26 protein-coding genes are annotated in these 21,596 nt (G+C 36.9%); 18 read left to right on the forward strand and 8 right to left on the reverse strand.

Annotated elements, in window-relative coordinates; translation table 11 throughout:
- Position 1: 1 nt before the first annotated feature.
- The 4 genes from B7E07_RS06795 (at position 2) to B7E07_RS06810 (ending at position 3,203) form a co-directional block, all read left to right on the forward strand.
- Entirely contained in the window at positions 2-925 is a 924-nt protein-coding gene (locus B7E07_RS06795) for a PLP-dependent cysteine synthase family protein (RefSeq protein ID WP_080844814.1), read from the forward strand.
- On the forward strand, positions 926-2,062 hold the full coding sequence (locus B7E07_RS06800) for a bifunctional cystathionine gamma-lyase/homocysteine desulfhydrase (RefSeq protein ID WP_080844818.1): 1,137 nt from the start codon (positions 926-928) through the stop codon (positions 2,060-2,062). It begins immediately after the preceding gene.
- 172 nt (positions 2,063-2,234) lie between these two features.
- Positions 2,235-2,492, forward strand: a complete 258-nt coding sequence (locus B7E07_RS06805; RefSeq protein ID WP_066443250.1) for a YrhC family protein — start codon at positions 2,235-2,237, stop codon at positions 2,490-2,492.
- Between the two features lie 570 nt (positions 2,493-3,062).
- Positions 3,063-3,203, forward strand: coding sequence for a YrzI family small protein (locus B7E07_RS06810; protein ID WP_080844821.1), 141 nt, complete (start codon positions 3,063-3,065; stop codon positions 3,201-3,203).
- A gap of 384 nt (positions 3,204-3,587) precedes the next feature.
- On the opposite strand, the gene B7E07_RS23550 is transcribed toward B7E07_RS06810, so the two are convergent.
- Positions 3,588-3,773: a hypothetical protein gene (locus B7E07_RS23550; protein WP_218970403.1), complete on the reverse strand. Its 186-nt coding sequence runs from the start codon at positions 3,771-3,773 to the stop codon at positions 3,588-3,590.
- A 277-nt stretch (positions 3,774-4,050) separates the two neighbouring features.
- Between B7E07_RS23550 and sigK the strand changes: the two genes are divergently transcribed.
- Both sigK and B7E07_RS06820 read left to right on the forward strand, forming a co-directional pair.
- Positions 4,051-4,770 (forward strand): RNA polymerase sporulation sigma factor SigK, encoded by a 720-nt coding sequence (gene sigK, locus B7E07_RS06815; protein WP_080844825.1) that lies wholly within the window; start codon positions 4,051-4,053, stop codon positions 4,768-4,770.
- Between the two features lie 546 nt (positions 4,771-5,316).
- A complete protein-coding gene (locus B7E07_RS06820) occupies positions 5,317-5,871 on the forward strand; it encodes a hypothetical protein (RefSeq protein ID WP_080844827.1) in 555 nt (184 codons plus the stop codon).
- 295 nt (positions 5,872-6,166) lie between these two features.
- Here the strand turns inward: B7E07_RS06820 and B7E07_RS06825 are convergent, their stop codons facing one another.
- Positions 6,167-7,144 (reverse strand): alpha/beta hydrolase fold domain-containing protein, encoded by a 978-nt coding sequence (locus B7E07_RS06825; protein ID WP_176215123.1) that lies wholly within the window; start codon positions 7,142-7,144, stop codon positions 6,167-6,169.
- 158 nt (positions 7,145-7,302) lie between these two features.
- Here B7E07_RS06825 and B7E07_RS06830 point away from each other — a divergent pair, with 158 nt between their 5' ends.
- On the forward strand, positions 7,303-7,881 hold the full coding sequence (locus B7E07_RS06830; protein WP_080844831.1) for a TetR/AcrR family transcriptional regulator: 579 nt from the start codon (positions 7,303-7,305) through the stop codon (positions 7,879-7,881).
- Here the strand turns inward: B7E07_RS06830 and B7E07_RS06835 are convergent.
- Positions 7,878-8,267, reverse strand: coding sequence for a hypothetical protein (locus B7E07_RS06835; RefSeq protein WP_080844832.1), 390 nt, complete (start codon positions 8,265-8,267; stop codon positions 7,878-7,880). The genes B7E07_RS06830 and B7E07_RS06835 overlap by 4 nt on opposite strands.
- An 82-nt stretch (positions 8,268-8,349) precedes the next feature.
- Positions 8,350-9,207: a PhzF family phenazine biosynthesis protein gene (locus B7E07_RS06840; RefSeq protein ID WP_080844834.1), complete on the reverse strand. Its 858-nt coding sequence runs from the start codon at positions 9,205-9,207 to the stop codon at positions 8,350-8,352.
- A gap of 158 nt (positions 9,208-9,365) precedes the next feature.
- On the opposite strand from B7E07_RS06840, the gene B7E07_RS06845 reads away from it, so the two are divergent.
- Positions 9,366-9,797, forward strand: coding sequence for a GNAT family N-acetyltransferase (locus tag B7E07_RS06845; RefSeq protein ID WP_080844837.1), 432 nt, complete (start codon positions 9,366-9,368; stop codon positions 9,795-9,797).
- Between the two features lie 15 nt (positions 9,798-9,812).
- A complete protein-coding gene (locus tag B7E07_RS06850) occupies positions 9,813-10,637 on the forward strand; it encodes a GNAT family N-acetyltransferase (protein ID WP_080844840.1) in 825 nt (274 codons plus the stop codon).
- A 69-nt stretch (positions 10,638-10,706) separates the two neighbouring features.
- Here B7E07_RS06850 and B7E07_RS06855 read toward each other — a convergent pair whose 3' ends face one another.
- Positions 10,707-11,645 carry a DMT family transporter gene (locus B7E07_RS06855; protein ID WP_080844841.1) on the reverse strand — a complete coding sequence of 313 codons (939 nt, stop codon included), beginning with the start codon at positions 11,643-11,645 and terminating at the stop codon, positions 10,707-10,709.
- A 118-nt stretch (positions 11,646-11,763) separates the two neighbouring features.
- On the opposite strand from B7E07_RS06855, the gene B7E07_RS06860 reads away from it, so the two are divergent.
- Both B7E07_RS06860 and B7E07_RS06865 read left to right on the forward strand, forming a co-directional pair.
- Positions 11,764-12,648: an AraC family transcriptional regulator gene (locus B7E07_RS06860; RefSeq protein ID WP_080844842.1), complete on the forward strand. Its 885-nt coding sequence runs from the start codon at positions 11,764-11,766 to the stop codon at positions 12,646-12,648.
- Positions 12,649-13,104: 456 nt separating this feature from the next.
- On the forward strand, positions 13,105-14,250 hold the full coding sequence (locus tag B7E07_RS06865) for a sensor histidine kinase (RefSeq protein WP_218970404.1): 1,146 nt from the start codon (positions 13,105-13,107) through the stop codon (positions 14,248-14,250).
- Positions 14,251-14,330: 80 nt separating this feature from the next.
- On the opposite strand, the gene B7E07_RS06870 is transcribed toward B7E07_RS06865, so the two are convergent.
- Complete coding sequence (locus B7E07_RS06870) at positions 14,331-14,522, reverse strand: hypothetical protein (protein WP_080844845.1); 192 nt, start codon at positions 14,520-14,522, stop codon at positions 14,331-14,333.
- Positions 14,523-14,922: 400 nt separating this feature from the next.
- Here B7E07_RS06870 and B7E07_RS06875 point away from each other — a divergent pair, with 400 nt between their 5' ends.
- Positions 14,923-15,546 carry a hypothetical protein gene (locus B7E07_RS06875; protein WP_080844847.1) on the forward strand — a complete coding sequence of 208 codons (624 nt, stop codon included), beginning with the start codon at positions 14,923-14,925 and terminating at the stop codon, positions 15,544-15,546.
- 53 nt (positions 15,547-15,599) lie between these two features.
- Here B7E07_RS06875 and B7E07_RS06880 read toward each other — a convergent pair whose 3' ends face one another.
- Complete coding sequence (locus tag B7E07_RS06880; protein WP_080844848.1) at positions 15,600-16,199, reverse strand: class I SAM-dependent methyltransferase; 600 nt, start codon at positions 16,197-16,199, stop codon at positions 15,600-15,602.
- Between the two features lie 210 nt (positions 16,200-16,409).
- On the opposite strand from B7E07_RS06880, the gene B7E07_RS06885 reads away from it, so the two are divergent.
- The 6 genes from B7E07_RS06885 to B7E07_RS06910 all read left to right on the forward strand — a co-directional run bounded on the left by B7E07_RS06885 (position 16,410) and on the right by B7E07_RS06910 (position 20,425).
- Positions 16,410-16,922, forward strand: a complete 513-nt coding sequence (locus B7E07_RS06885; protein ID WP_080844850.1) for an AAA family ATPase — start codon at positions 16,410-16,412, stop codon at positions 16,920-16,922.
- A gap of 247 nt (positions 16,923-17,169) precedes the next feature.
- Complete coding sequence (locus B7E07_RS06890; protein ID WP_080844851.1) at positions 17,170-17,670, forward strand: RNA polymerase sigma factor; 501 nt, start codon at positions 17,170-17,172, stop codon at positions 17,668-17,670.
- A complete protein-coding gene (locus B7E07_RS06895) occupies positions 17,663-18,667 on the forward strand; it encodes an anti sigma factor C-terminal domain-containing protein (RefSeq protein WP_080844854.1) in 1,005 nt (334 codons plus the stop codon). Before B7E07_RS06890 ends, B7E07_RS06895 begins: the two co-directional genes overlap by 8 nt.
- Positions 18,668-19,038: 371 nt before the next feature.
- On the forward strand, positions 19,039-19,218 hold the full coding sequence (locus tag B7E07_RS06900) for a hypothetical protein (RefSeq protein WP_080844856.1): 180 nt from the start codon (positions 19,039-19,041) through the stop codon (positions 19,216-19,218).
- A gap of 431 nt (positions 19,219-19,649) precedes the next feature.
- Positions 19,650-20,078, forward strand: a complete 429-nt coding sequence (locus tag B7E07_RS06905) for a MerR family transcriptional regulator (protein ID WP_080844860.1) — start codon at positions 19,650-19,652, stop codon at positions 20,076-20,078.
- Positions 20,075-20,425, forward strand: coding sequence for a DUF4260 domain-containing protein (locus B7E07_RS06910; protein WP_080844863.1), 351 nt, complete (start codon positions 20,075-20,077; stop codon positions 20,423-20,425). The genes B7E07_RS06905 and B7E07_RS06910 overlap by 4 nt, the downstream gene beginning before the upstream one ends.
- A 119-nt stretch (positions 20,426-20,544) precedes the next feature.
- Here B7E07_RS06910 and B7E07_RS06915 read toward each other — a convergent pair whose 3' ends face one another.
- Complete coding sequence (locus tag B7E07_RS06915) at positions 20,545-21,453, reverse strand: LysR family transcriptional regulator (RefSeq protein ID WP_080849127.1); 909 nt, start codon at positions 21,451-21,453, stop codon at positions 20,545-20,547.
- Positions 21,454-21,596 lie beyond the last annotated feature (143 nt).

Here is a 21,596-nt window from a genome sequence, read left to right on the forward strand (position 1 = left end):
CTTGAACGTATATAAAAACATTCATGAATTAATCGGCCATACTCCTATCGTTGAAATTACTCAGTTCGAGCTTCCAAAGGCTGTCCGCCTTTTTGCGAAGCTCGAATTTATGAATCCGGGCGGCAGTGTGAAAGACCGCCTTGGCCAGGAGCTTTTACATGCGGCTTTTGCCAGCGGAGAGCTGAAGGAAGGCGGCACTGTGATTGAACCGACAGCCGGCAACACGGGCATTGGTTTAGCGCTTGCTGCCATCAAACATGAAGTAAAGGTTATCGTCTGCATGCCCGAGAAATTCAGTATCGAAAAGCAGGAAATCATGAACGCGCTTGGAGCGGAAATTATCCATACGCCAACAAGCGAAGGAATGGCTGGTGCCATCAAAAAAGCGAAGGAATTATTAAAAGAAATTCCTGGCTCTTACTGCCCGCAGCAATTCGCGAATCCGGCCAATCCAGACACCTACTACAAAACACTTGGACCTGAACTCTATAAGCAGATGGACGGCCAGTTGGATATTTTCGTCGCAGGTGCAGGAACCGGCGGCACATTCATGGGAACAGCCCGCTATTTAAAAGAGCAAAATCAAGAGATCAAAACTGTGATTGTGGAACCGGAAGGCTCTATTTTAAATGGAGGAGAATCTGGTCCCCACAAAACAGAAGGAATTGGCATGGAGTTTTTGCCGGACTATATGGATCCCGCTTATTTTAACGAGATTCATACCATTCTGGATATGGATGCGTTCGCCCGAGTAAAAGAGCTGGCACAAAAGGAAGGTTTACTGGTTGGGAGTTCTTCAGGAGCCGCTTTTCATGCTGCCCTGGAGGAAGCGAAAAAGGCACCGGAAGGAACCAATATACTGGTTATTTTCCCGGATGCCAGTGAACGATACTTAAGTAAAAAGATTTTCGATGGAGGGATTTAAATGAAAAGAAAAACAAGGCTGATTCACGGCGGTATCGCTGGTGACCCGCATACTGGCGCTGTATCTGTTCCCATTTATCAGGTAAGCACTTACAAGCAGGAGAGCGTAGGAAAGCATAGCGGCTTTGAATATTCGCGTACCGGCAACCCAACTCGCCATGCGTTAGAAGAACTGATTAAAGATTTGGAAGGCGGCCATGCCGGCTTTGCCTTTGGATCTGGAATGGCGGCCATTACTGCTGTTATGATGCTGTTTAAGAGCGGCGATCATGTTATTTTAACAGACGATGTGTACGGCGGTACTTTCCGTGTGATGTCAAAAGTGTTAAATCGCTTTGGCATTGAGTCTACTTTCGTAGATACAAGCAATTTGGACAATATTGAGAAGGCGGTTCAATCGAATACCGTTGCATTGTATTTAGAAACACCGACAAACCCGCTTTTGAAAATTACAGATATCGAAGGTGCGGTGGCAGAGGCGAAAAAGCATAATCTGCTGACAATTGTTGATAATACATTCTCAACTCCTTACTGGCAGACACCAATCGAAAATGGTGCTGATATCGTTCTGCACAGTGCAACGAAATACATTGGCGGCCATAGTGATGTTGTGGCAGGACTTGTTGTTGTGAACAGTGAAAAATTAGCCGAAGATCTGCATTTTGTGCAAAATTCCACAGGCGGCGTACTTGGGCCACAGGATTCTTGGCTGCTGATGCGCGGCATTAAAACACTGGGCGTGCGCATGGAAGAAACCGAGAAAAATACACATGATATTGTAGAGTTCTTAAAAAATCACCCTGCTGTTGAAAAGGTATTCTATCCAGGCTTAGAAGAGCATCCAAACCATGACATTGCCAAAAAGCAGGCAGACGGCTTTGGCGGAATGGTTTCCTTTGATGTCGGCAGCGGCGAAAATGCTGATAAGCTTCTGAAAAAGATTAAATACTTCACGCTCGCAGAAAGCCTTGGTGCGGTAGAAAGCTTAATCTCAGTACCAGCACGAATGACACATGCATCGATCCCGGCAGAACGCAGAGCAGAACTTGGTATTACAGAAGGGCTTGTGCGTATTTCAGTTGGATTAGAAGATGCTGAGGATTTAATTGAAGATTTGAAGAATGCGTTGGAAGATTAATTTTGATGCTTGAGACTCTCCTTAGCGGGGAGTCTTTTTTTAGCAGAAAGAGCGGGTGCAGCAACGCACCAGTCTTATTTACATAATTTACATATACTCTCACCCTGTCAGGCATGTTACAGTAGATTTATAGTTTTTAAGAGAGAGACATACACATCAACGGGGTGATGAGATGAAACAAAATGCAAAAGGTTTATATGAAAAAATGCTAGATTTCAAACGATTTGCGATCTCCCTTCTGGCTGTAGGCTCGTTTTTTTATTTAGGAATGATTTTGCCAACGGAACAAGCGCTGGCTGATTCACATATTATGACAGCAGCATCTGTCTTCTTTTTAGCAGGAGCGATCTTCTTTTTTGTGCGCTCACGTAAATGCCGTTCTTTACTTGCAGAAACTGAAGGCGGAGACGAATATTTGATGAAGAAATAGAAACGCCGGAGAGGCGTTTTTTTGTGCGCTTTTTTTGGGGAGAGTGTTGTGTGTGATGTTTTGAGTTTGGCGAATAAAAGGTCGTTTACGGCGAATATATGAAAATAACGGCGAATAAAAATTTTTGAAGGCGAATATATCTGTTTAACGGCGAATAAATTTTCTGGACGGCGAATATCTGATTTTTGAAACAGCTAATACATACGAAATGGTTGCTGCTTCTCGACCATTCAGTAGGCAAGTCAACATTTTTGCACAATTTTTCAAATTGTTGTTTACAAAATTGTTTTTTGTGGATATACTTACCAATGTAAGTGAAGAAATCTAAAAGGAGGTCGAAGAAAATGATGATGAAAAACGTTGTAATTGAACAATTGAATCAAACTTCATATGTAACGAATTCGACCGACTTGGACTGGATCGCTTAATTTAAATTTGTCTATCCATGCCGCAGGGAGATTCGTTTCCTGCGGCATTTTTGTGCCCTTTTGCCGCAGGAGCAGTATGCCCTGCGGCTTTTTGCTGCCCAAAAATAGGCTCAAGGATAGAAAAAAAGAGGAGGTGGTATGCATGACCCTAAATATACTGTTTTTCACCGTTACCATTCATAAGCGCAAGATGACAACAGAAGATGCTCTTCGCGAAGAAATGTGTCACAAGCTTATGGAAGAAAACCGTGATCGTCAATTCTCACTTTACGGCAGATTTTAATTTTAAACAAAAATACAAGGAAAGGCGGGGAATAAGATGTTATTTATGATGCAAGGCAGACTGGCAATATTCTATGTGGAGAAGGACTCCACCTAACGGCAAAGGGGAGTGGTATACATGTCATTGCATATACTCATTTTCACATTAGGTTTCAGGCGAAGAAAAACCAAGAAAAGTCACATGGATTAACAAAATGTTCACAACCCCTTTGATCCACCGGGAATCAGCTATGCTACATTAAAGGTAAGAAATGGTGATAAGGGGTGGAGGCATGTTTATAATCGTGATGGGATTGGTTATATGCGGATCAATTGGCTGCATTATCGCCGCCGAAGTCAGTGTGGAATAGAAGAAAAGGATCAGCACCCAAATGCTGATCCTTTTTTATTGCCGTCTATCCCTCGGAAAAAACCACAAAAATGCCACGATCGCAATCGCCGCAGCCATAATAAAAATCGGCCTTAGGGCAAATCCATTAAAAATAAGCTCTCCAGTTGAAGCCAATACAATGATGATGAGCGTAATGGCCAAGATAATTTTCTGTGCAGGCAAGTCTCTAACCTCTTTCAACTATGATAATTTAATCATACATAAAAAGGGGAGAGTTTGTCTAATGAGGCATAAAATTCAGCCTAGTGATTATACAATGCAGGTTGTCTGCATAAGGCATATTATTTTAAAAAATTATTGAACGGAAAATTTTTGCTGATAAGTCCGCTATGACTGTACAAAACAGCATAAACCCAAATAATGCTAATTAAAATATGAAGTAGGACAGACAAAAACAACTCTGCCCTCACATAGGAATTAGGTATAGGAAAAAGTCTTGAAAGCGGGGGTGGCAGAAATGTCCGGAATTTTAACAGCACTCGGATTTATGGTAAAGGAAATCATCTTCCTTGTTTCATACGTAAAAAACAATGCCTTTCCACAGCCGCTGTCAGCAGCAGATGAGAAAAAATATTTGCGGCTAATGGCAGATGGCGATGCCCATGCGCGCAATATGCTGATTGAGCATAACTTACGGCTTGTTGCCCATATTGTGAAAAAATTTGAAAATACAGGTGAAGATTCTGAAGACCTGATTTCGATTGGAACAATCGGCTTAATCAAAGCCATTGAAAGCTATTCAGAAGGCAAAGGAACAAAGCTCGCGACATACGCAGCCAGATGTATTGAAAATGAAATTCTTATGCACCTGAGAGCGCTGAAGAAAACGAAGAAAGACGTTTCGCTGCATGATCCGATTGGGCAGGATAAGGAAGGGAATGAAATCTCCCTCATCGACGTCCTCAAATCCGAATCCGAAGATGTCATCAACACCATCCAGCTCAACATGGAGCTTGAGAAGGTTCGGGAATACATTGATGTCCTCGATGGCCGTGAAAGAGAGGTTATTGTGGGGCGGTTTGGCCTTGATTTAAAAAAGGAAAAAACCCAGCGAGAAATTGCCAAAGAGCTCAACATATCCCGCAGCTATGTCTCCCGCATTGAAAAACGCGCGTTGATGAAGATGTTTCATGAGTTTTATCGGGCGGAGAAGGAGAAACGGAATAAGAATACTTAGGATATACAAAAACAGCTTTATCAAGGAAAAATCCTTGAAAAGCTGTTTTTTATTTCTCCCTATTTAGCATTGTTAAATTAAAATCCGGGGAGCTTTTCAAGAAGGGTTCATGCCCTTCTACCATGGCTTCAAGAATAGACGTTAGAAAAACAATATAGCACCACAATCATTCAGAGATTTATACAAATATTTATGGATCAAACCCAACGTGATATCTTAAGAAAATTCAGCTTGAAATAGTTCTAAAACTATTGTATTAGAACATGGAACAAGTCTTTAGGATATGGAACACAATACTATTGAAGCATCACATCAGATCATTGGACTGGTCTTGGGCACTGGTCTTTTTTGAAACATTCTTCGAGCCTGAGACTAGCTTTACTAACATGGAAAACATTATAATTACAATTACAAATTATAGTAATAATGGAAAAGAGATTTTAAACAATACTACCAAAAATATAGATTAGTTGTTTCAAATGGTTCATTTACCACACTTAATCCTTTGGTATGGAATGCAGGTTTTCTTTGTTAGGAGGTTTTTTTATGTTAGAAGTAAATACATATTTCGCTAAAAGTAAAGTTATGATTGAAGAAACCTTCGGAAATTATTCGGAAACCTATTATTCTGAGTATCCAAAGGCTTGTTATACAAATATAGAAGATACTGCGAGTGTACAAAAAATACTCGAAGAAGAATATATTGATTATATAAATATCTCGGTCAAAATTACACATAATGATCATATTTTACTTGGGTTTTTAGTTAGAGATATTGATTTATGGAGCGATTTATTGAAGGCTTGTGAGATTGTACTTGAAAACAAAAATCACATTAACGAAGTTCCTTTGGGTATAGAACCGGTTGTATTAAAGTTAAAAACAATAGGAAATCACATTGAACTGAATGTTTACCACGAGTACGATCCAGCTCGCCTAATTTATAATGGGACTGTTCTTAAAATTGATTTTTTGTATGCACTGTTAAATGAGAGTTTAAAGTATTATGAAAAACTTATTTCACTGCATGGAAAATTCAGAAGCGAAGGTAAATTTGATTCCCTAAAGGAAAAAATAGAACTTTTAAAAGCAAAAATATAAAGTTGTCTAGATAAGATAACTGCTATCCGTAAAAAGGAAAAGACGTAACGCCAAATTGCAAAGGTACTTAACATCTCGCGCAGCTATGTCTCAGCATTGAAAAACAGGTTTTATGAAAAAATCCCATGAGTTTTATCGGGGGGAGAAGGAGAAGTGGAATAAGGGTACTTAGGATAAAAAACAGCATTATCAAGGGGGCATCCATGATAATGCTGTTTTTTTAGTATATCTAGTTAAGCTTTTAAAAACAAAGTCTGCCTCTTATTTTGAGCAGATTATATCCCATCCACAAAATCTACTTCTTCTTAATAATCCCCACAATCTCTCTCCGCGCTTCCTTTGCCTCCGCAATCGGAAATACCGGATACACGTGATTCATTTTTTCTCCAACAATGGTGGTATGGTCAATTTTCAGATCTGTAAGTTTCTTGTCAAACGCCATAACATCCGGATAGAAAATCTCATGTGTGCCGACAAACATGGTGATCCTTCCCAGGCCTTTAGGATTTCCGTAGATAGGGCTAACATATGGATCTTTTGTATATGGCAATCCATCTGCCCAGTTTTCGCCCATTTTTTTTAGGTGATAGACTGCCAGCATTGGGTCGAGGTGTTCATATTTTTGAATCTCTGGATTGTTTAATGTGACATCCAGCCATGGAGAGAGCAGGATGATATCTTTTGGCTGGTCAATCTGCCTGTCCCGTAATGAGTAGGCTAAGCCTAACGCCAAGCCGCCCCCAGCAGAATCTCCCATAATAGTGATTTTGGATGAATCTGCTGACACGCTTAAAATGTCTTTATATAATTGCTCCATTTTTGAAATGGAGTCTTTATACTTATAGCGCGGGATTTTGGGATAGATCGGAAAGACGATTTTTGCATCTAATTCTTTGCTGATGTGATTGACTGCTTTTAATTGGAATGATAGTGGCTGAGCCGCGTATCCACCGCCATGGATATACAGGATTACTTTTTGGTTTGGATCTCTTTTATCATTCCATACAAAGGTTTGCATGTCGTCAACAGTGATTTCTTTGACTTCATAGTCTATATATTTTTGAGGATTTTCGTAAGGCTGATCACTGATATCACGATATTTATTTATAAAATTTAAGTACTCCTGCTCCGTTTTTGGTGTGTTTTTTGATAACGCAAGTAAGCGTTCAACGGTCCAGCTTGATAAGGATCTTTTTTCAACCAGACGTGTATAGCCATATAATCCGCCGATGGCTGCGGCAGCTAAAAGTGCTGCTGTTTTAAATTTATTCATAGGAATCTCCCTCATTTTAGGATGTGATTGACAATGAAATAGACGATTGAATACACTTGTTTTAGTGTTACACTTGTAACATCGATTTCATTATAGTTCACCTGGTTTATTTGATCAATGACTAGGAGATCGGACTGAACAGATAAGGGGGAATTGTAATGTCCGATGAGAAAACCGAATTACAGCGAATGGAAATCTTGAGGTTATCCAATCTTGAATCCAATCGGATTACGAAAGAATGTATTGAATCCGCGTTAGTGCTGTTAATGAAAGAACAGGAGTTTCATAAAATTTCGATCACGGATATAGTCAGGCGGGCAGGAGTTTCTCGAACAGCTTATTATCGAAACTATTCATCGAAGGAAGATATTCTCAACAGTATGCTGCAGGAGGTTGTTGATCAGACGGTTAAGGCGATGAGTTTGCATGATCCCGTGAAAGAGCCATTTGAGTTTTGGTATGCGATGTTCCAGTGTATCCGTCCTTATTCTGAGACATTTCAGCTGCTTCTAAAAGCAAATTTTGGTGAGTCCATCCTTCATCAGATTAATAGAAGAGTGGAAGAAGACATTGCTGAGGAAGATATCCTTGGACGATACAGTGCAGCGCTTTGGAACGGCGCTGCCTATTCGATTCTAACGAAATGGATTGAGTCTGATATGTTGCAATCAGATGAGGAAATGGCGGAACTATGCTGTGAAATAATAGACAATTTTAAAGCGGGACATCAGCATTAAAGGCAGCTGTCTTCATGATTTCCATCAGATAGCTGCTGGTTAATTGCTTGATCCGCCAATTGCAACGCTTTAAGTCTTCTTTCTAAAAGTGTTCTTTGCGGAGTGCCAGCCTTTGACTTGGCATAACTGCTTTCAACAGAAGGCGTTAAAGCAAGAAGAGTTTTACGGGCATCTTCTAAATCTGTCTGGCTGTATGTATGGGAGACTTCATTCCAAACATTTTCAAGCATAGCAAGCCCAATTTTACAGGCATCCAGCCGTTTTTTTACCAGAGTTGTATTTGCACCCTTTTGATTCATCTGGGCATAGGCCTTTTCCAGTTTTTTGATTGTTGATTGCATGGCTTTGAGGCAGTCGAATTGATCTTCCTTAGATATGATTTCCATGTTTGTTTATCCTTTCTATATTATTTTTAGTAAGGCAGATTATTTATAGGAATGGTGCGCCATATGTATGAAAGTATGGCGCTTAATATAGTTTCCCTTTTGTTACGATAACCCCTTTGCCTCCAACCATGACCCTTGGATCTTCTTCATTCATTAATTTTGTAATAATTTTTGACGGTCTTCCCATGCTATTTCCCTGAAGGAAAGTGTACTCCTGATTAAATTGCTGTAATACATGGTTTTTGAAAAGATAATAGGTTAATGCAGCGTTTGAAGTGCCTGTTGCGGATTCTTCATTAATGCCATAGAGCGGGCAGAAGTTTCTGCTCTCTGAAATCCCTTCTAATGCATCAAGAGTAAAGGCATGGACTCCACCGACGTTATGGATCTTTGAATACTCAGCAAGTGCTTTAAAATTAGGACTTAGAGCATATAAAGCATCCTTCGTTTTAATCGGAAGCATGATATCCCACAGACCAGTACTTGCAGACTGAGGTACTAGGTGGAAGTCTTTACTGCCTATTTGGCTTTCATCCAAGTTGAAGAGGTTCGCCAAATGAACATAATCATCAAATGTTTCCCCAAGCATAGGTTCAGCTTGCTCCATCATAATAAAAGATTGATTGATTTCAACAGCAAGTGTCCCCGCGAGTGTTTTTATAAAATATCTATTATTATCTTCAACATCGTTGTTCTCCAATAAGGCTGTGAAGGATGCGATTGTAGCATGCCCACAAAGTTCCACCTGGGAGGTCGGTGTGAAGTACTTAATTTCAAAATGGTTATGGTCTATTTTCTTAATAAATGCTGTCTCTGAAAAGCGAACTTCTGCAGCAAATTTCTGCATAAACTCTTCGTCTAAATGTTCGTGGATCACTACACCTGCCGGATTTCCGCCAAATCTTGTTTCTGTAAAAGCGTCAATTACATAATATAACAATTTTTCAATCTCCTTTTTTAGATATTTGAACAGCATTTCATTTTTACAGGATTTTAGCAAATACTTTAATAGAATAATTGTACCACTAGCAAGAAAAGGAAGGAATTCCCTCGAATATAATTGAAATAGTAACCTATGAAAAGAGAGGGAGTTTTACCATGCAACTGCATATAAGCAAAGAATCAAAAAGAGAAGATAAACAATATGTTGACGAAGCACTTTACAAGTTCAACCTAGAGCATTTTCCCAAGGATTTGGGAGGCAGATATGAAGAAATTAATCTATTTCTCAAAGATGATAATGGCAAGGTTTATGGTGGAATCTTAGCTGCAGTCTGCTGGAACTGGCTGGAGATTTATACGTTTATTTTAGATGAAGACATTCGGTACTCCGGGTATGGAACAACATTATTAACAGAAGTGGAGGCCATAGCATTGGATAAAAAATGTGATTTCATAAAAGTCGATACATTGAGTTTTCAGGCGCTAGATTTTTATCAAAAGAATGGCTATGAAGTGTTTGGCAGCATCGATCAGGTTGGAAGAGAATTTGTGCATTATTATTTAAAGAAGGACTTGCATATTAAATAGTTTAAGGAGAATGCAATGATAAAAGAATTGAAAGAGTCTGAGTTTTATAAGTGCAAAGAGCTGTTAAATGAAAATGGTCAGTTGGAAGCCAAAGCAATAGTTGAAGGCATAAATCCCGGCCGTATTTTTGTGGATGATATGGAATCACCTGCTTCCGGGCTGATCTGGCTGGGCAATAATGATGGTTTTATTTTTATTGGGAATGAAAGAAATGATGAGTTTAACACAGGATTAAATCACCTTATAGATACTGTCATCGCACCAGACGCCAATAAGGTTGGATTAATTTGGTTTGAAGGGGTAGGCAATCATCCGCAGTGGAACGCAACGATTGAAAAAGTGTTAGCCAATCGTCGTTTAGGAAGCTGGAACCAAAGGGTTTACACACTGCAGAAAGATGATTATAAAGCTGGCTGTAAACCCGCTATAGAAGAAGGATATAAGATCGTTCAAATAAGCGAAATATTTAATGATAAGCAGATAACAAATATCGATTTCTTGCATGCAAAAATTGCAGCGTACTGGGCTTCTAGTGAAAGTTTCTTTCAAAGAGGCGCAGGTTATTGTGTGGTTCATCAAAATAAAATTGTAAGTGTCTGTTTTTCTGGTTTTGTTGTTGAGCCGTTTCATTGTGTAGATATTGAGACTTTAGAAGAACATCGAGGAAAAAAGTTAGCACAGCTGGCGGCTAATGCTTTCGTTGAAGATTGCTTGAATCATAACTTTGTTCCGTATTGGGATTGTATGGAGTCTAATAAGCCATCAATCGCAGTTGCAGAAAATATAGGGTTTAAGAATGTGTTTAACTATATTGGATATGAATTTAAGTTTGAGGTTTAATTGTCTAAGTACTAAGGAATCCCTATATTATTCTGTTTAGATAATAAGCCGTCAAAAAAGCCCCCTCAATTAACCAACCTTAAGGGGCTCTTTCTCATCAGGATGCTGGCTGGATGATGAATCCTTCTTATTCAAAGCCATAAATAAGATCATGCCAATGATACAAAGTGTGCCTAGCCACTGGAAATAACCAAAGGGTTCTTTTAGCCAAAAGACAGTTGTTAAAACGGCAGCGAGCGGCTCAATGCTGCCTAGCAGACTTGATTCTTTAGGTGACAGGCTTTGCAGGCTTTCAATATAAAACCAGAAGGCGATCATGGTTCCAAAAATGATCACAAAAGCTAAATAGAAATAAGCTTCTAATGCTAAGCTATTAAAATTCATTTGCCAAGGCGGGTGGAGCAGGCTTAGGGCGCTTCCGCCAATGATCATCGCCCATCCGACTATAACGAGTGAATCAAATTGCTTCAGTAACGGGACGGCATTTAATGTATAAAAGGCAAGGGCGATTCCAGATAAAACACCCCAAATGATAGCAGGTGCTGGTACAGATAATTGTGAGATCGAGCCGTTTGTTAATAAGAAAAAACACCCAATTAAAGCGAGAGAAACAGTCAGCACATCTCTTTGGGTCAGAATGGTTTGTTTACTCAGCAGTAAATAGACGATAATCATAATGGGTGCTAAATATTGTAATAGTGTTGCAACGGCTGCATTGCCATGTTCAATGGCAGCCATGTAAGTGTATTGAACGGCAAGCATACCGAGTAATCCGAAGATCACCAAGTGAACAGCGGTTTTTCTTGTTTTCCATACTCCGATTATTTGGGAACGATCTTTTTTGAAATATTGAACTATTAAGAGTAAAAGACCTGCAATGAGCAAGCGGGTTGTGACTAGCCAATTGACGTCGATTCCATATTCAAATAGCTTCTTAGCTGCTGTACCTCCGATTCCCCAGAATATTGCTCCTGTTATAACTAGAAACATTCCCTTTCGTTTATTCATATTTGATTTTCCACCTCGAATATAAAAATAGTGATATAATACTTTAAATAATAAATGGAAAGCCTTAGGGATAATACTAAAATCGGTTCGTAAAATATCATGATATTGAGGCGGTTGTATGCAAATTATAGATTTTAGGATTGACCAAAATTTAAGAGAATTAACTGAACATCGTACAATGGTACTGCCGATTGCCTGTTACGAAACGGTCATTAACCAAAATGTTAATGGATATATACCGCTTCATTGGCATGATGAGTTTCAGTTTGTACTCGTTATAAATGGAGAAGCAGATTTTCACATCAATGAAGAGAAGATTACGGTGCAAGAAGGGGAGGGGCTCTTTATAAATAGCAGCTGCCTCCATAGTGCAGAAGAAAAAAACGATTCAGGCTGTGCTTATATTTGTTTAAATATTTCTCCGAGTTATGTACTGCCGCAAGAACTTTATGTCATGTATGTAAAACCTTACACTGAAGCAACAAATATACCTTATATTAGGTTGATTCATGCGGAAGGCTGGGCATTTAATATATTGGCCTCCATTAGAAAGATTCATCAGCTGATAAAAGAAACTCCTTCCTGCTACCAAATTGATATCAGTATTCATGTGAATTTAATCTGGAAAAACCTCATGATGCATGGCATTCAATTAGAATTTGAGCAAGCGGAAATGATGAAGAGTCAAAGAATGAAACAAATGTTAGATTGGATTCACTTCAATTACGCTGAAAAAATCCTGTTAGATGATATTGCAAAAGCAGGTCAATTAAGCAGATCTGAATGCTGCCGATATTTTAAAAAGATATTGAAAACCACACCATTGAACTATGTCACACACTATCGTATTCAAAAAAGCTTAACTTTACTGAAGCAGCCTGAATCGAATATTACCGATGTGGCCTATACTGTAGGATTTAATAGCACAAGCTATTATATTGAAAGGTTTCGCAAGGCAATGGATACAACACCATTAGCGTACAAAAAAATACATATATCCTGACTGACGACTGTCTTACTATAGTTAAAAATATATGAGAAATTAATAACCATAATTGGCTATTGTACGAACACATTAAGAAAATATGGTAAAATATTATCATGTACAATGAGCAATGCTGTAACTAAAAGCATAGTGTAATTTGAGTGTAGGATATTTATAAAAAAAACGCATATCCATGTATTGGTTGAATACGTTGTCTTTTAATTTCATCGATTTAGAGAAATTATATCTAGATAACAAATTTTCATAATAGAATCCATTTTGCAATAAAATGTTTACCAATAATCTGATGAAGTGAATTTTATATAAAAAGGATCTCATTAAAATAATATATTTTATGGACTCCTTAGATAATAAGAGACAACAGTATTGTGAGGACTTTTTAAAATGATCGACAATGTTTTACTACCTAGTATAAAAATTTATCGAATGTTTATTAGCGTTATAATTATCTTAATGAGTTCAGGGCTGATGTTAATCTATGAAGTCAATGACCGCACCATTACTACTTCACTGATTTTTCAGTTCATACTTGTGATCACGATTTCTATTCTATTTATTCTCTTCCCGAAAAAAGACTCAGGAAGATTTAGAGCTGGTATCATTCTTTCTATGTCTGCATATTTTTTCTTTATGTATTTACAGTTTCCTGACAGATTTGCTTCGTTATTAATGATTAGTTATCTTCCGGTTATACCTGTATTGTTTCTTCATACAAGATTATTTTATATCACCTTGGTAAGCAACATTACGATTACCATTAGTATTTTTCTCTATTTAATGATGTATGGTACACGCAGTATAGAAGAGTACACCTATTTGGACTATTCTGGGGTAGCCATTAACTTTATTGCATCTCAAATTTTTCTATTCTTTCTTTTCCAGCTTTTCAAAAAGAAAATGAAAGAACAGGAATTATATTATGTTCAAATGAAGGAAGATGAAAAGCTAAGGACCACTGGACAGCTGGCGGCAGCTGTTGCTCATGAAATTCGAAATCCTATTACGGTCGTAAAAGGATTTATCCAATTGCATGAAAGAGATGAGGATGTTCCTGAACATATAAAAAAGCATTACAATTTGATGTTGGATCAGCTTCAAGACGCAGAGACTGTAATTTCAAACTTTTTATCATTGGCCAAACCAGTAGAAACAAATACAGAAATTGTCTCGGTCAATCCTGCCCTTCATACCGTTATGGACCTGCTTAACACATATGCATTGATCGATACAATTCATATTGAGTTGGAGATTGAAGATGAATACGAAATTCAATGCAATATCCTGGAATTTAAACAATTGTTTGTCAACCTGTTAAAAAATGCGATTGAAGCTTCAAATCATGGTGATACAATCCAAATAAAAGTAACAGGGGAACAGGATACGGTAAAGATTGTTATCATTGATTGTGGCTCAGGAATGAGTCAGGAGCAACTGGAGCGGATTGGAACACCATTTTATTCATTAAAAGCAAAAGGAACAGGAATCGGTTTAATGATCTGCTTCAACATTATCCAAAAATATGACGGAACCATTCACTTTTGTAGCGAGGAAGGAAAAGGTACAGAAGTTACGGTTACATTTCCTATTGTAAAAGCATAGAAAAGTGTTAAGGTTCATTCAGTTGCATAATAAAAAGCTTGCATTTATATATATGATGGTAAACAGTAGAAAGAAGCTAATTAGTTAGCTTCTTTTTTAATATTCTTTTCACTGAGATAATTCCACGTGTAATATACAATCCAAAAAGGAAGTCCAATTAGTGTTCCGATCGGTTTTAAATGTTGAGGCAAAAAAATGACCAGTAGAATACCAACGATCAAAAATGGCGGCATTAATAGCCAATAGCGCTTACTTTTCTTTGTTTTAAACATAGAATTTTTCACCTGTTCTTTTATTTTTGATTTCTCTGTTCATCTATTGAGCTTGCTGAAAGAAGTCTTCCACATTAATTCTCCTTTTGAATTCGAGCATATATCCGTTAATGTACGATAAGTTTTTAATGTTATAAACTGGAAATGAATAGATATATAAATCCAATACAAAGTAAAAGATGAAATATAGAAAGCCCTAGCTTTTTTTCTGTCAAATACTTATAAGCAAGAGTAGTGTTAGAGATGGAGATGGCAGCATAACAAACAAGAAGTCCCAATTCCAATCTATCTGTTAGTGCAAATAAAATAATAAGTATGATTAATGAAAAACCAATAATTTTTTTCAGGGGGCTCACCTCTTAAATAATTGTCATTGTTCATTATCATAGAAGGAGAATATATGAATCGTAAAAAACGGCTTTATATCGTTATAATAGTTGCTCTGTTCTTTTTTATTTGGATGTTTTACTCAGTCAACCAGCCACCCAAGTGGGAAGGCGCTTCTCAAAATGGACAGTGGAGAGGGGATTATAATGGGATAGCATTTGCTCCCAAAGGAGATTGGGTTGGTTATCTTTATTGGAGTGGAGAGAAAGAGATTGTTTTAAGAGGTGCTAAGATTACTACAAACGGTGATGCCATCCATGTATTAGAGAACCGAAACGATAAGCTAACAAAAGAAAACAATGTCATAAACTATATTCATAGCTGGGAGTATTTTTCAAATCCAAGAAATGCTTCAATGACTGAAAAAGAAATGATTGAAAGCATGATGGTTAGTAATGTGATAACGACATATTTGCCCATGAGTGCCTCCTTTGCTTTCGAGAGATGGGTTTATTGTGCTTTTTCATTAGTCTTTTTAAAGAGGCTTCCTATGATCGCTTCAATTAATAGACCAGATGAAAGAAAGATCAAAAGGACACCATCTTATTTAGGTTACCTTTATTTTAGCACACTATATGGAAGAATTTTCAGAAAAAATAAAAAGAAGGGTCGTAATTTGAACCCTTCTGGTCATTAGAAAAAGATTGAAGTTTTGTTAACATATGCTCTTCTTTGTACAATTGTATGCTATCACTTCAAGCTGCTCGCTATAAACATGGAGGCATCCTGATTCATAAAAATAGCTTCTCCATGATGAAATGTGTGAATGTCAGTTGATTTAAATCCTGCTTCAGCTAACAGGTTTTCAAGATCCTCTTGTACAAAACCGTTATGAACTTTTGGATGCTGGATTTTGTCATTTTTATCAAAATCAACAATGATCAATTTGCCTTCATCATTCAGAATGTTAAAAAGTGATTGAAGGATTTCCCGGGTATTTGGGATATGAAGAAGCACCAGTGACATCACAACAATATCAGCTTTTATATCATCAGGCATTTCCTGAGTAAAATCTGAATAGAAAGTGCTGGCATTAGAAATGCCTTTCTGAGTGATTTTTGCCTGGGCAACATCCAGCATTTTCTGTGATGAATCAACGAGAAGGATAGATTTTACTAGAGGTGCTAACTCCAGCCCGACCAGCCCCGTTCCGCTTCCATAGTCGATTAATGATTTTGTATGGCTATTTTGCAATGCATCTTTCACTTCATTCGTGATGATTTTAGCCATCTCCATTCGCTCGGCTGTATCATACTTGTTCGCTATCTGCTCAAATACGTTTTCTTCCATCCTTATTCAACTTCTTTCTGCTAAAATAGTTATCGTCAGAATCAGTATAGCAAATAAGGAACATTTTTAGCCGTACTGGAGATTGAGCCTTAGAGCATTGATTTAAAAACAGCTTTGGTATTGAACTTTATCGCTTTTATGAAACAAATCATTCAAATCTCCGTGTAATAGTAAGAATAAATTAATTTTGATAAGAGAGAGTTGATTTAATTGGATAAGTCTATTCCAGAAAGAATACATATTATTGGCTCGATCGGGAGTGGAAAAACCACCTTAGCCAAAGTTTTGTCTGCTCAGTTAAACATTCCATATTATGAATTGGATAATATAGTTTGGAATAGGTTAAATACTGGAGATGTTAAACGAACTGAACAAGAAAGAGATGAATATTTAAGTTCAATACTAACCTCAAAAAACTGGATTATTGAAGGGGTTCATCATAAATGGGTATCCCCATGCTTCCAAAAAGCTGATTTAATTTTATTCTTGGATATTAATTTATCTACAAGAAGATTTAGGATAATTAATAGATTCCTTAAGCAAAAAATGGGTATTGAGCGAGCGAACTATAAACCAACTTTAAAAATTTTAAAAGATTTATATAGCTACAACACTGTATTTGAATATCGTAGTAAGCCAGAAATAATTGATATGCTTAGCCCATATAAAGACAAATTAACAATTTTAAATAGGAATAGTGAATTTGCAAACTTATTTAATTGAATGTGGTGTCTATATTCAAGAACGGCTGCCAAAGAAGGCGGCTTTTATTATGTAACAAACAGGAGAGGTTGTTGAACAAGTCAAGGCTATCAAATTAAAGTTAAAGTCACTTGGAGAATTTGCCTGTACGTAATCTGTTAAGCCTCTTTGATAAAAAAGGGACACTTAGCTGGTGTTTTTTTGAAAAAATTACGAAATGCTGTATATATTTTCTACCTTAAAACGTCTTGTATTCAGGAGGGGAGTAATGAATGAATTAAATAAGAACAATGCATTGAATACAGAACTGAACATCGTATATAAGTATTTACTTAAATTAGGGATTTCTCATGCGGATGCCGAGGATGCTGTGCAGGAAACTGCGTACAAATACTTACTGTATTACGATTCCATTAAAACTTCAAAAATACGCAGCTGGCTAATACGAGTAGCATTAAATTTTTATTATGATCAATGCCGAAAACAAAAGAAATATAAGCTTGATTTAGATGGGGACGCTGCTAAAGTAGTTGCAATGGATCAGCCAGAAGATCTCCTTCTTGAAAAAGAGCGAAATAATCAACTAGCATTTGCGATGTCCAAATTAAAGCCGCATTTTAGAGAATTATTATTGTTAAAGTACCAATCAGGCTTATCCTATAAAGAAATGGCAGAGCTGCTGGACTCAAATATTCATTCCGTCAGGACAAATTTGTTTAGGGCTAGAAAACAACTAGCCAAGGTTTTCAAGGAGGAATTCGATGAGTGATAAACATGTATCAAATGAAGAGAGTGAGAAAGAGATTAACTTTCTGAACAACCCTTCTTTACAGTTGGCTGTAAAAAGATCTAAGCGTAAACAAACATTTAAATATATTGGCATTACTGTTATTACAACAATTGTATTATTGTATGCATTAGTCAGTGGCAGCCAATATATTCTAAATCAGCGTATTGAAGATGACAACCACGATTTTCTTTTGGATCCTATTTATGGAGCAAATCTAACATCAGGCAGTCATTCTTATAACTATGATCTATTGAGTGTGACCGTAGACGAGAGAACTTTTAAAACGGTAGGAGGCCGCTCTATCTTATGGGATACGGAAATAAAAAAAATACCTTTATTCGGAAGGACAGAGACTCTTAGTAAAGGGAGTGGTAATGGTTATACTACTTCACTTGATCAAGAAGCTCAACGGCATATACGATATAATGATTTTAATAATGAACGAAGAATTGATTTTTATTATCCGGGTTTAAATTACGATTATTTACCTCACGAACTCGATATTGCTACTGGTCTGGATGAAAATAAGTTAATTGAAGTAGCAATCTCCTTTGATAAACCGATGACCTTAGCTGAATTATCCAAGCAGCTTGGCTATAAAAATGTAATTTGGTTATGGGTAGACACTTCGACCAAAGCCCAAATGAGTAGAATGGAAAATGAACTAGATAGTGATAGTTTAAAGACAAAAGGTGGCGGTGGAGCTTTTGGATTTGAAATTAATCCTCAAGAACCTTACTCCAGCCAATATGAAGAGTTCTTTATGAGAACACTGGAAGAATTAAAGAAAACAGGAGTCCGCAAAAGCCTAGTCAACGAAACTTTAAAAGGAATAGAGGAAAATACAGGTTTCACTGATGGGGAAATTCGTTATAATGGCGCAGTTGTTACTGGAACAGCAAAAGAGCTTGAACGTTTTCAAGATCTTCCTTTCATTCGTGCTTCGGTTCTCGGTGCTACAATTGATAAATATTGAAGGTTCATTAGAGATGTGGCTTTGAAAAATAGTTCGATCATCTGTAAAAAAAGTTTGATTAAAAATCTTATTTTGAACGAAAGAATTTTCTCTTGTTTTGCAATGAGAGAGATTAGATCGTGTTGGGTAAAGAAAAGATTGTGATAATTTTATTTAAACTATATGGTGTACTATTCATAAACAGCTGCTGATTCAAGCGGCTTTTTTATGTAACAACGGGGGCAGGTTAGTGTTGGAGGAATAGCCGATGTAGAAACAATGAAACTTTTGTTATATATAAGCGTATTAGTGTGCATGAGTAAAGAGGGGAACGCAATTAGGGTTTGTCATTGGCATTATTGAAAGAAATTGAGAATTAAGGAGGAAATTATATGTCACCATTTTTGTTAGGATTAATACTAGGTGCCTTTTTAGTTATAGGGGTACAACAAATTATTTACACTTTACTATGGGTATATACAGGGGAAAAGATTGGGATGTTGCGAAACATTAGAACCGCTATAAAGCATTTAAAGAATAAGGAAAAAGAGAAAAGTGGAGAAAATTATTAAGAAATGGTTGAATGCATTCATTATAAGTTTGATTATATGTCAGATTCCTTGAGTAAAGAGATTTCAACAAAATATAAGTGAAGTGATTTAGGTGATAAAGTGTTTCATTAATTACTTTCTATTTGTTGAAGTTATTAAGCTACCGGGTGCTTTCCTTAAGGAAAAGGGAAGCCTTTTTTTATGTCGTTAAAGGGGCAGTTTAGTTGAATAAAGGATGTTTTGATAATCCTAATCAGTGCTTCGTAATCTGTAATACATAGTAGACTCTTACTGAGCAACGAAACATTTTCAAAAATGGGGAAATCAAGATGAGTGATATGGTTATTGTAAAATTGTTCACTTAAACGAAACCATCAGGATTCAAAAGAGTATCTTTCTCTTGACCTTGGAGATTACTCCAATGTTAAGGTTGTATTCGAGGAGTGGTAAGCATGCAAATTAAAGATTTTGCAGAAAAATATCAATTGCAAACTGATACAATTCGTTATTATGAAAAAGAGAATATTTTAAAGCCAAAAAGGCGTGATAATGGTTATCGAGAATATGATAAAGAATGCGAAAAACAAATTCAGCTGATCATCGTGTTAAAAAAGTTAGGATTTACATTAAAAGAAATACAAGAAGTATTTATTCTTAGAAACGAAGCCATTTCAACCAGTTGTAACAATTCAACCGTTTTGTTATTAGATGAAAAAATAATAAAACTTGAAGAAAAAATCCAGTTTTATCAGCAAGCGTTAAAAATAGTGCAAACACTTAAAGAACTAGTAAGTGATGAGAAGTATTTAGAAAATAAAGAAGTTATTGAAGAATTGATAGACCTGTTTTTTAAGAGTGTACATGAAAGGGGGATGTTATGAAAATCAGTCAAGTTGTGCGCATTGAAAATGGAATCGCCCTAGCCATTTCGTTTTATATTTATACACTGTTAGACTTTCCAATCTGGCTGTTTTTTGTTCTTTTATTCATTCCCGATATTTCAATGATTGGCTATGCAATTAACAATAAAATAGGTGCAAATGTTTATAATTTGGGACATAGCTTTGTGTTACCTCTACTTTTAGCAATAGGTTACTTCTTCTTATTAAATGATTATTTACTTCTCATAATCATCATCTGGATTGCTCATATATTTATGGATAGATTATTAGGTTTTGGATTAAAATATCAAGCTTCTTTTAACGATACACATATACACAGGCTATAATGTATACAAGTTCTGAGAGATGATTAAGTTTATTAAGTAATCGTCTCTTCCTCGTATATGACACATACTGCGCAATGATTGTTTCATGAATTTAAGAAAATATGTCAAAATCGTTTGAACTATTTTGACATATTCTCCTCCTTTAGAGATAGAACTTCCCTTGCTGCTTCAATGAAAGATAATATAATCGGTGAAAGCCACTTATCTTTATGCCAAGCCATATGTGTATACACATCCAAGTTTTGAAATCGCCAAGGAAGAGCAACAAGTTCGCCACGTTCAACTTCAACTGCAGTTACTATTTTAGGAAGAAAGGCAATACCGATTCCCGAAATTGCACATTGTTTAATGGCTTCTGCACTTTGAAACTCTAATGATGAAGTACTATCAATGTCTCCCTTCTTAAACGTTCGGTCAAACATTGTTCGATAGGGACAACCCTTTTCGTTTATCAGGAACACCTCTCCGTGAAAATCGTCAAGCTGTAATGCAGTTTGTTTGGCAAGTGGATGATCTGGAGCAACGAAAAAGCGAAAAGTTTCTTCTGTCAATCGTTCTATTGCAAGTCCCGTTGATTGAATGGGTTCGTCCAGTATAAAGGTGACATCCGAGGTTCCCTCAAAGAGTGTTTGTTTGAGTTGATGATTTGGAACCGAGCGAAAGATGAGACGAACACCAGGATGCAGCGAACGAAAAAGCTTAAAGATATCTGGAAGTCGATAGGCGCAAACAACTTCGTTAGCACTAATCGTTAAGGTGCCACTTAGAATTTCATTGTCATGAACGACACTCCGAGCTTCGTCCAATTTGTTTAGAACCTCCTGGACGTGAGTTAAAAAACGTTTACCCGCAGTTGTGAGAACAAGCTGCTTTCCCAATCGATCAAAGAGACGAACACCTAGTTCTTCCTCCAATGCTTTTATTTGCATCGTTACATTGGAGGGTACGTAGTTTAGTGCTTCAGCAGCTCTACTGAAATTTAATGTTGTTGCCACCGTGTTGAACGTATTCAGCTGGCGCAATTCCACCATAATTCCTCCTTCGATTTTCAATATTATTGAATACTGCTTTTAATTATCTTCACTTTTATTGAAAGTAACACGACCTTATACTAAATACAAGAAATACATTCTAAAATGTTTGTGTTTCATTTAAAAAGGAGTGACAATTC

The sequence above is a fragment of the Cytobacillus gottheilii genome, assembly GCF_900166665.1.
Classification (GTDB): domain Bacteria; phylum Bacillota; class Bacilli; order Bacillales; family Cytobacillaceae; genus Cytobacillus; species Cytobacillus gottheilii_A.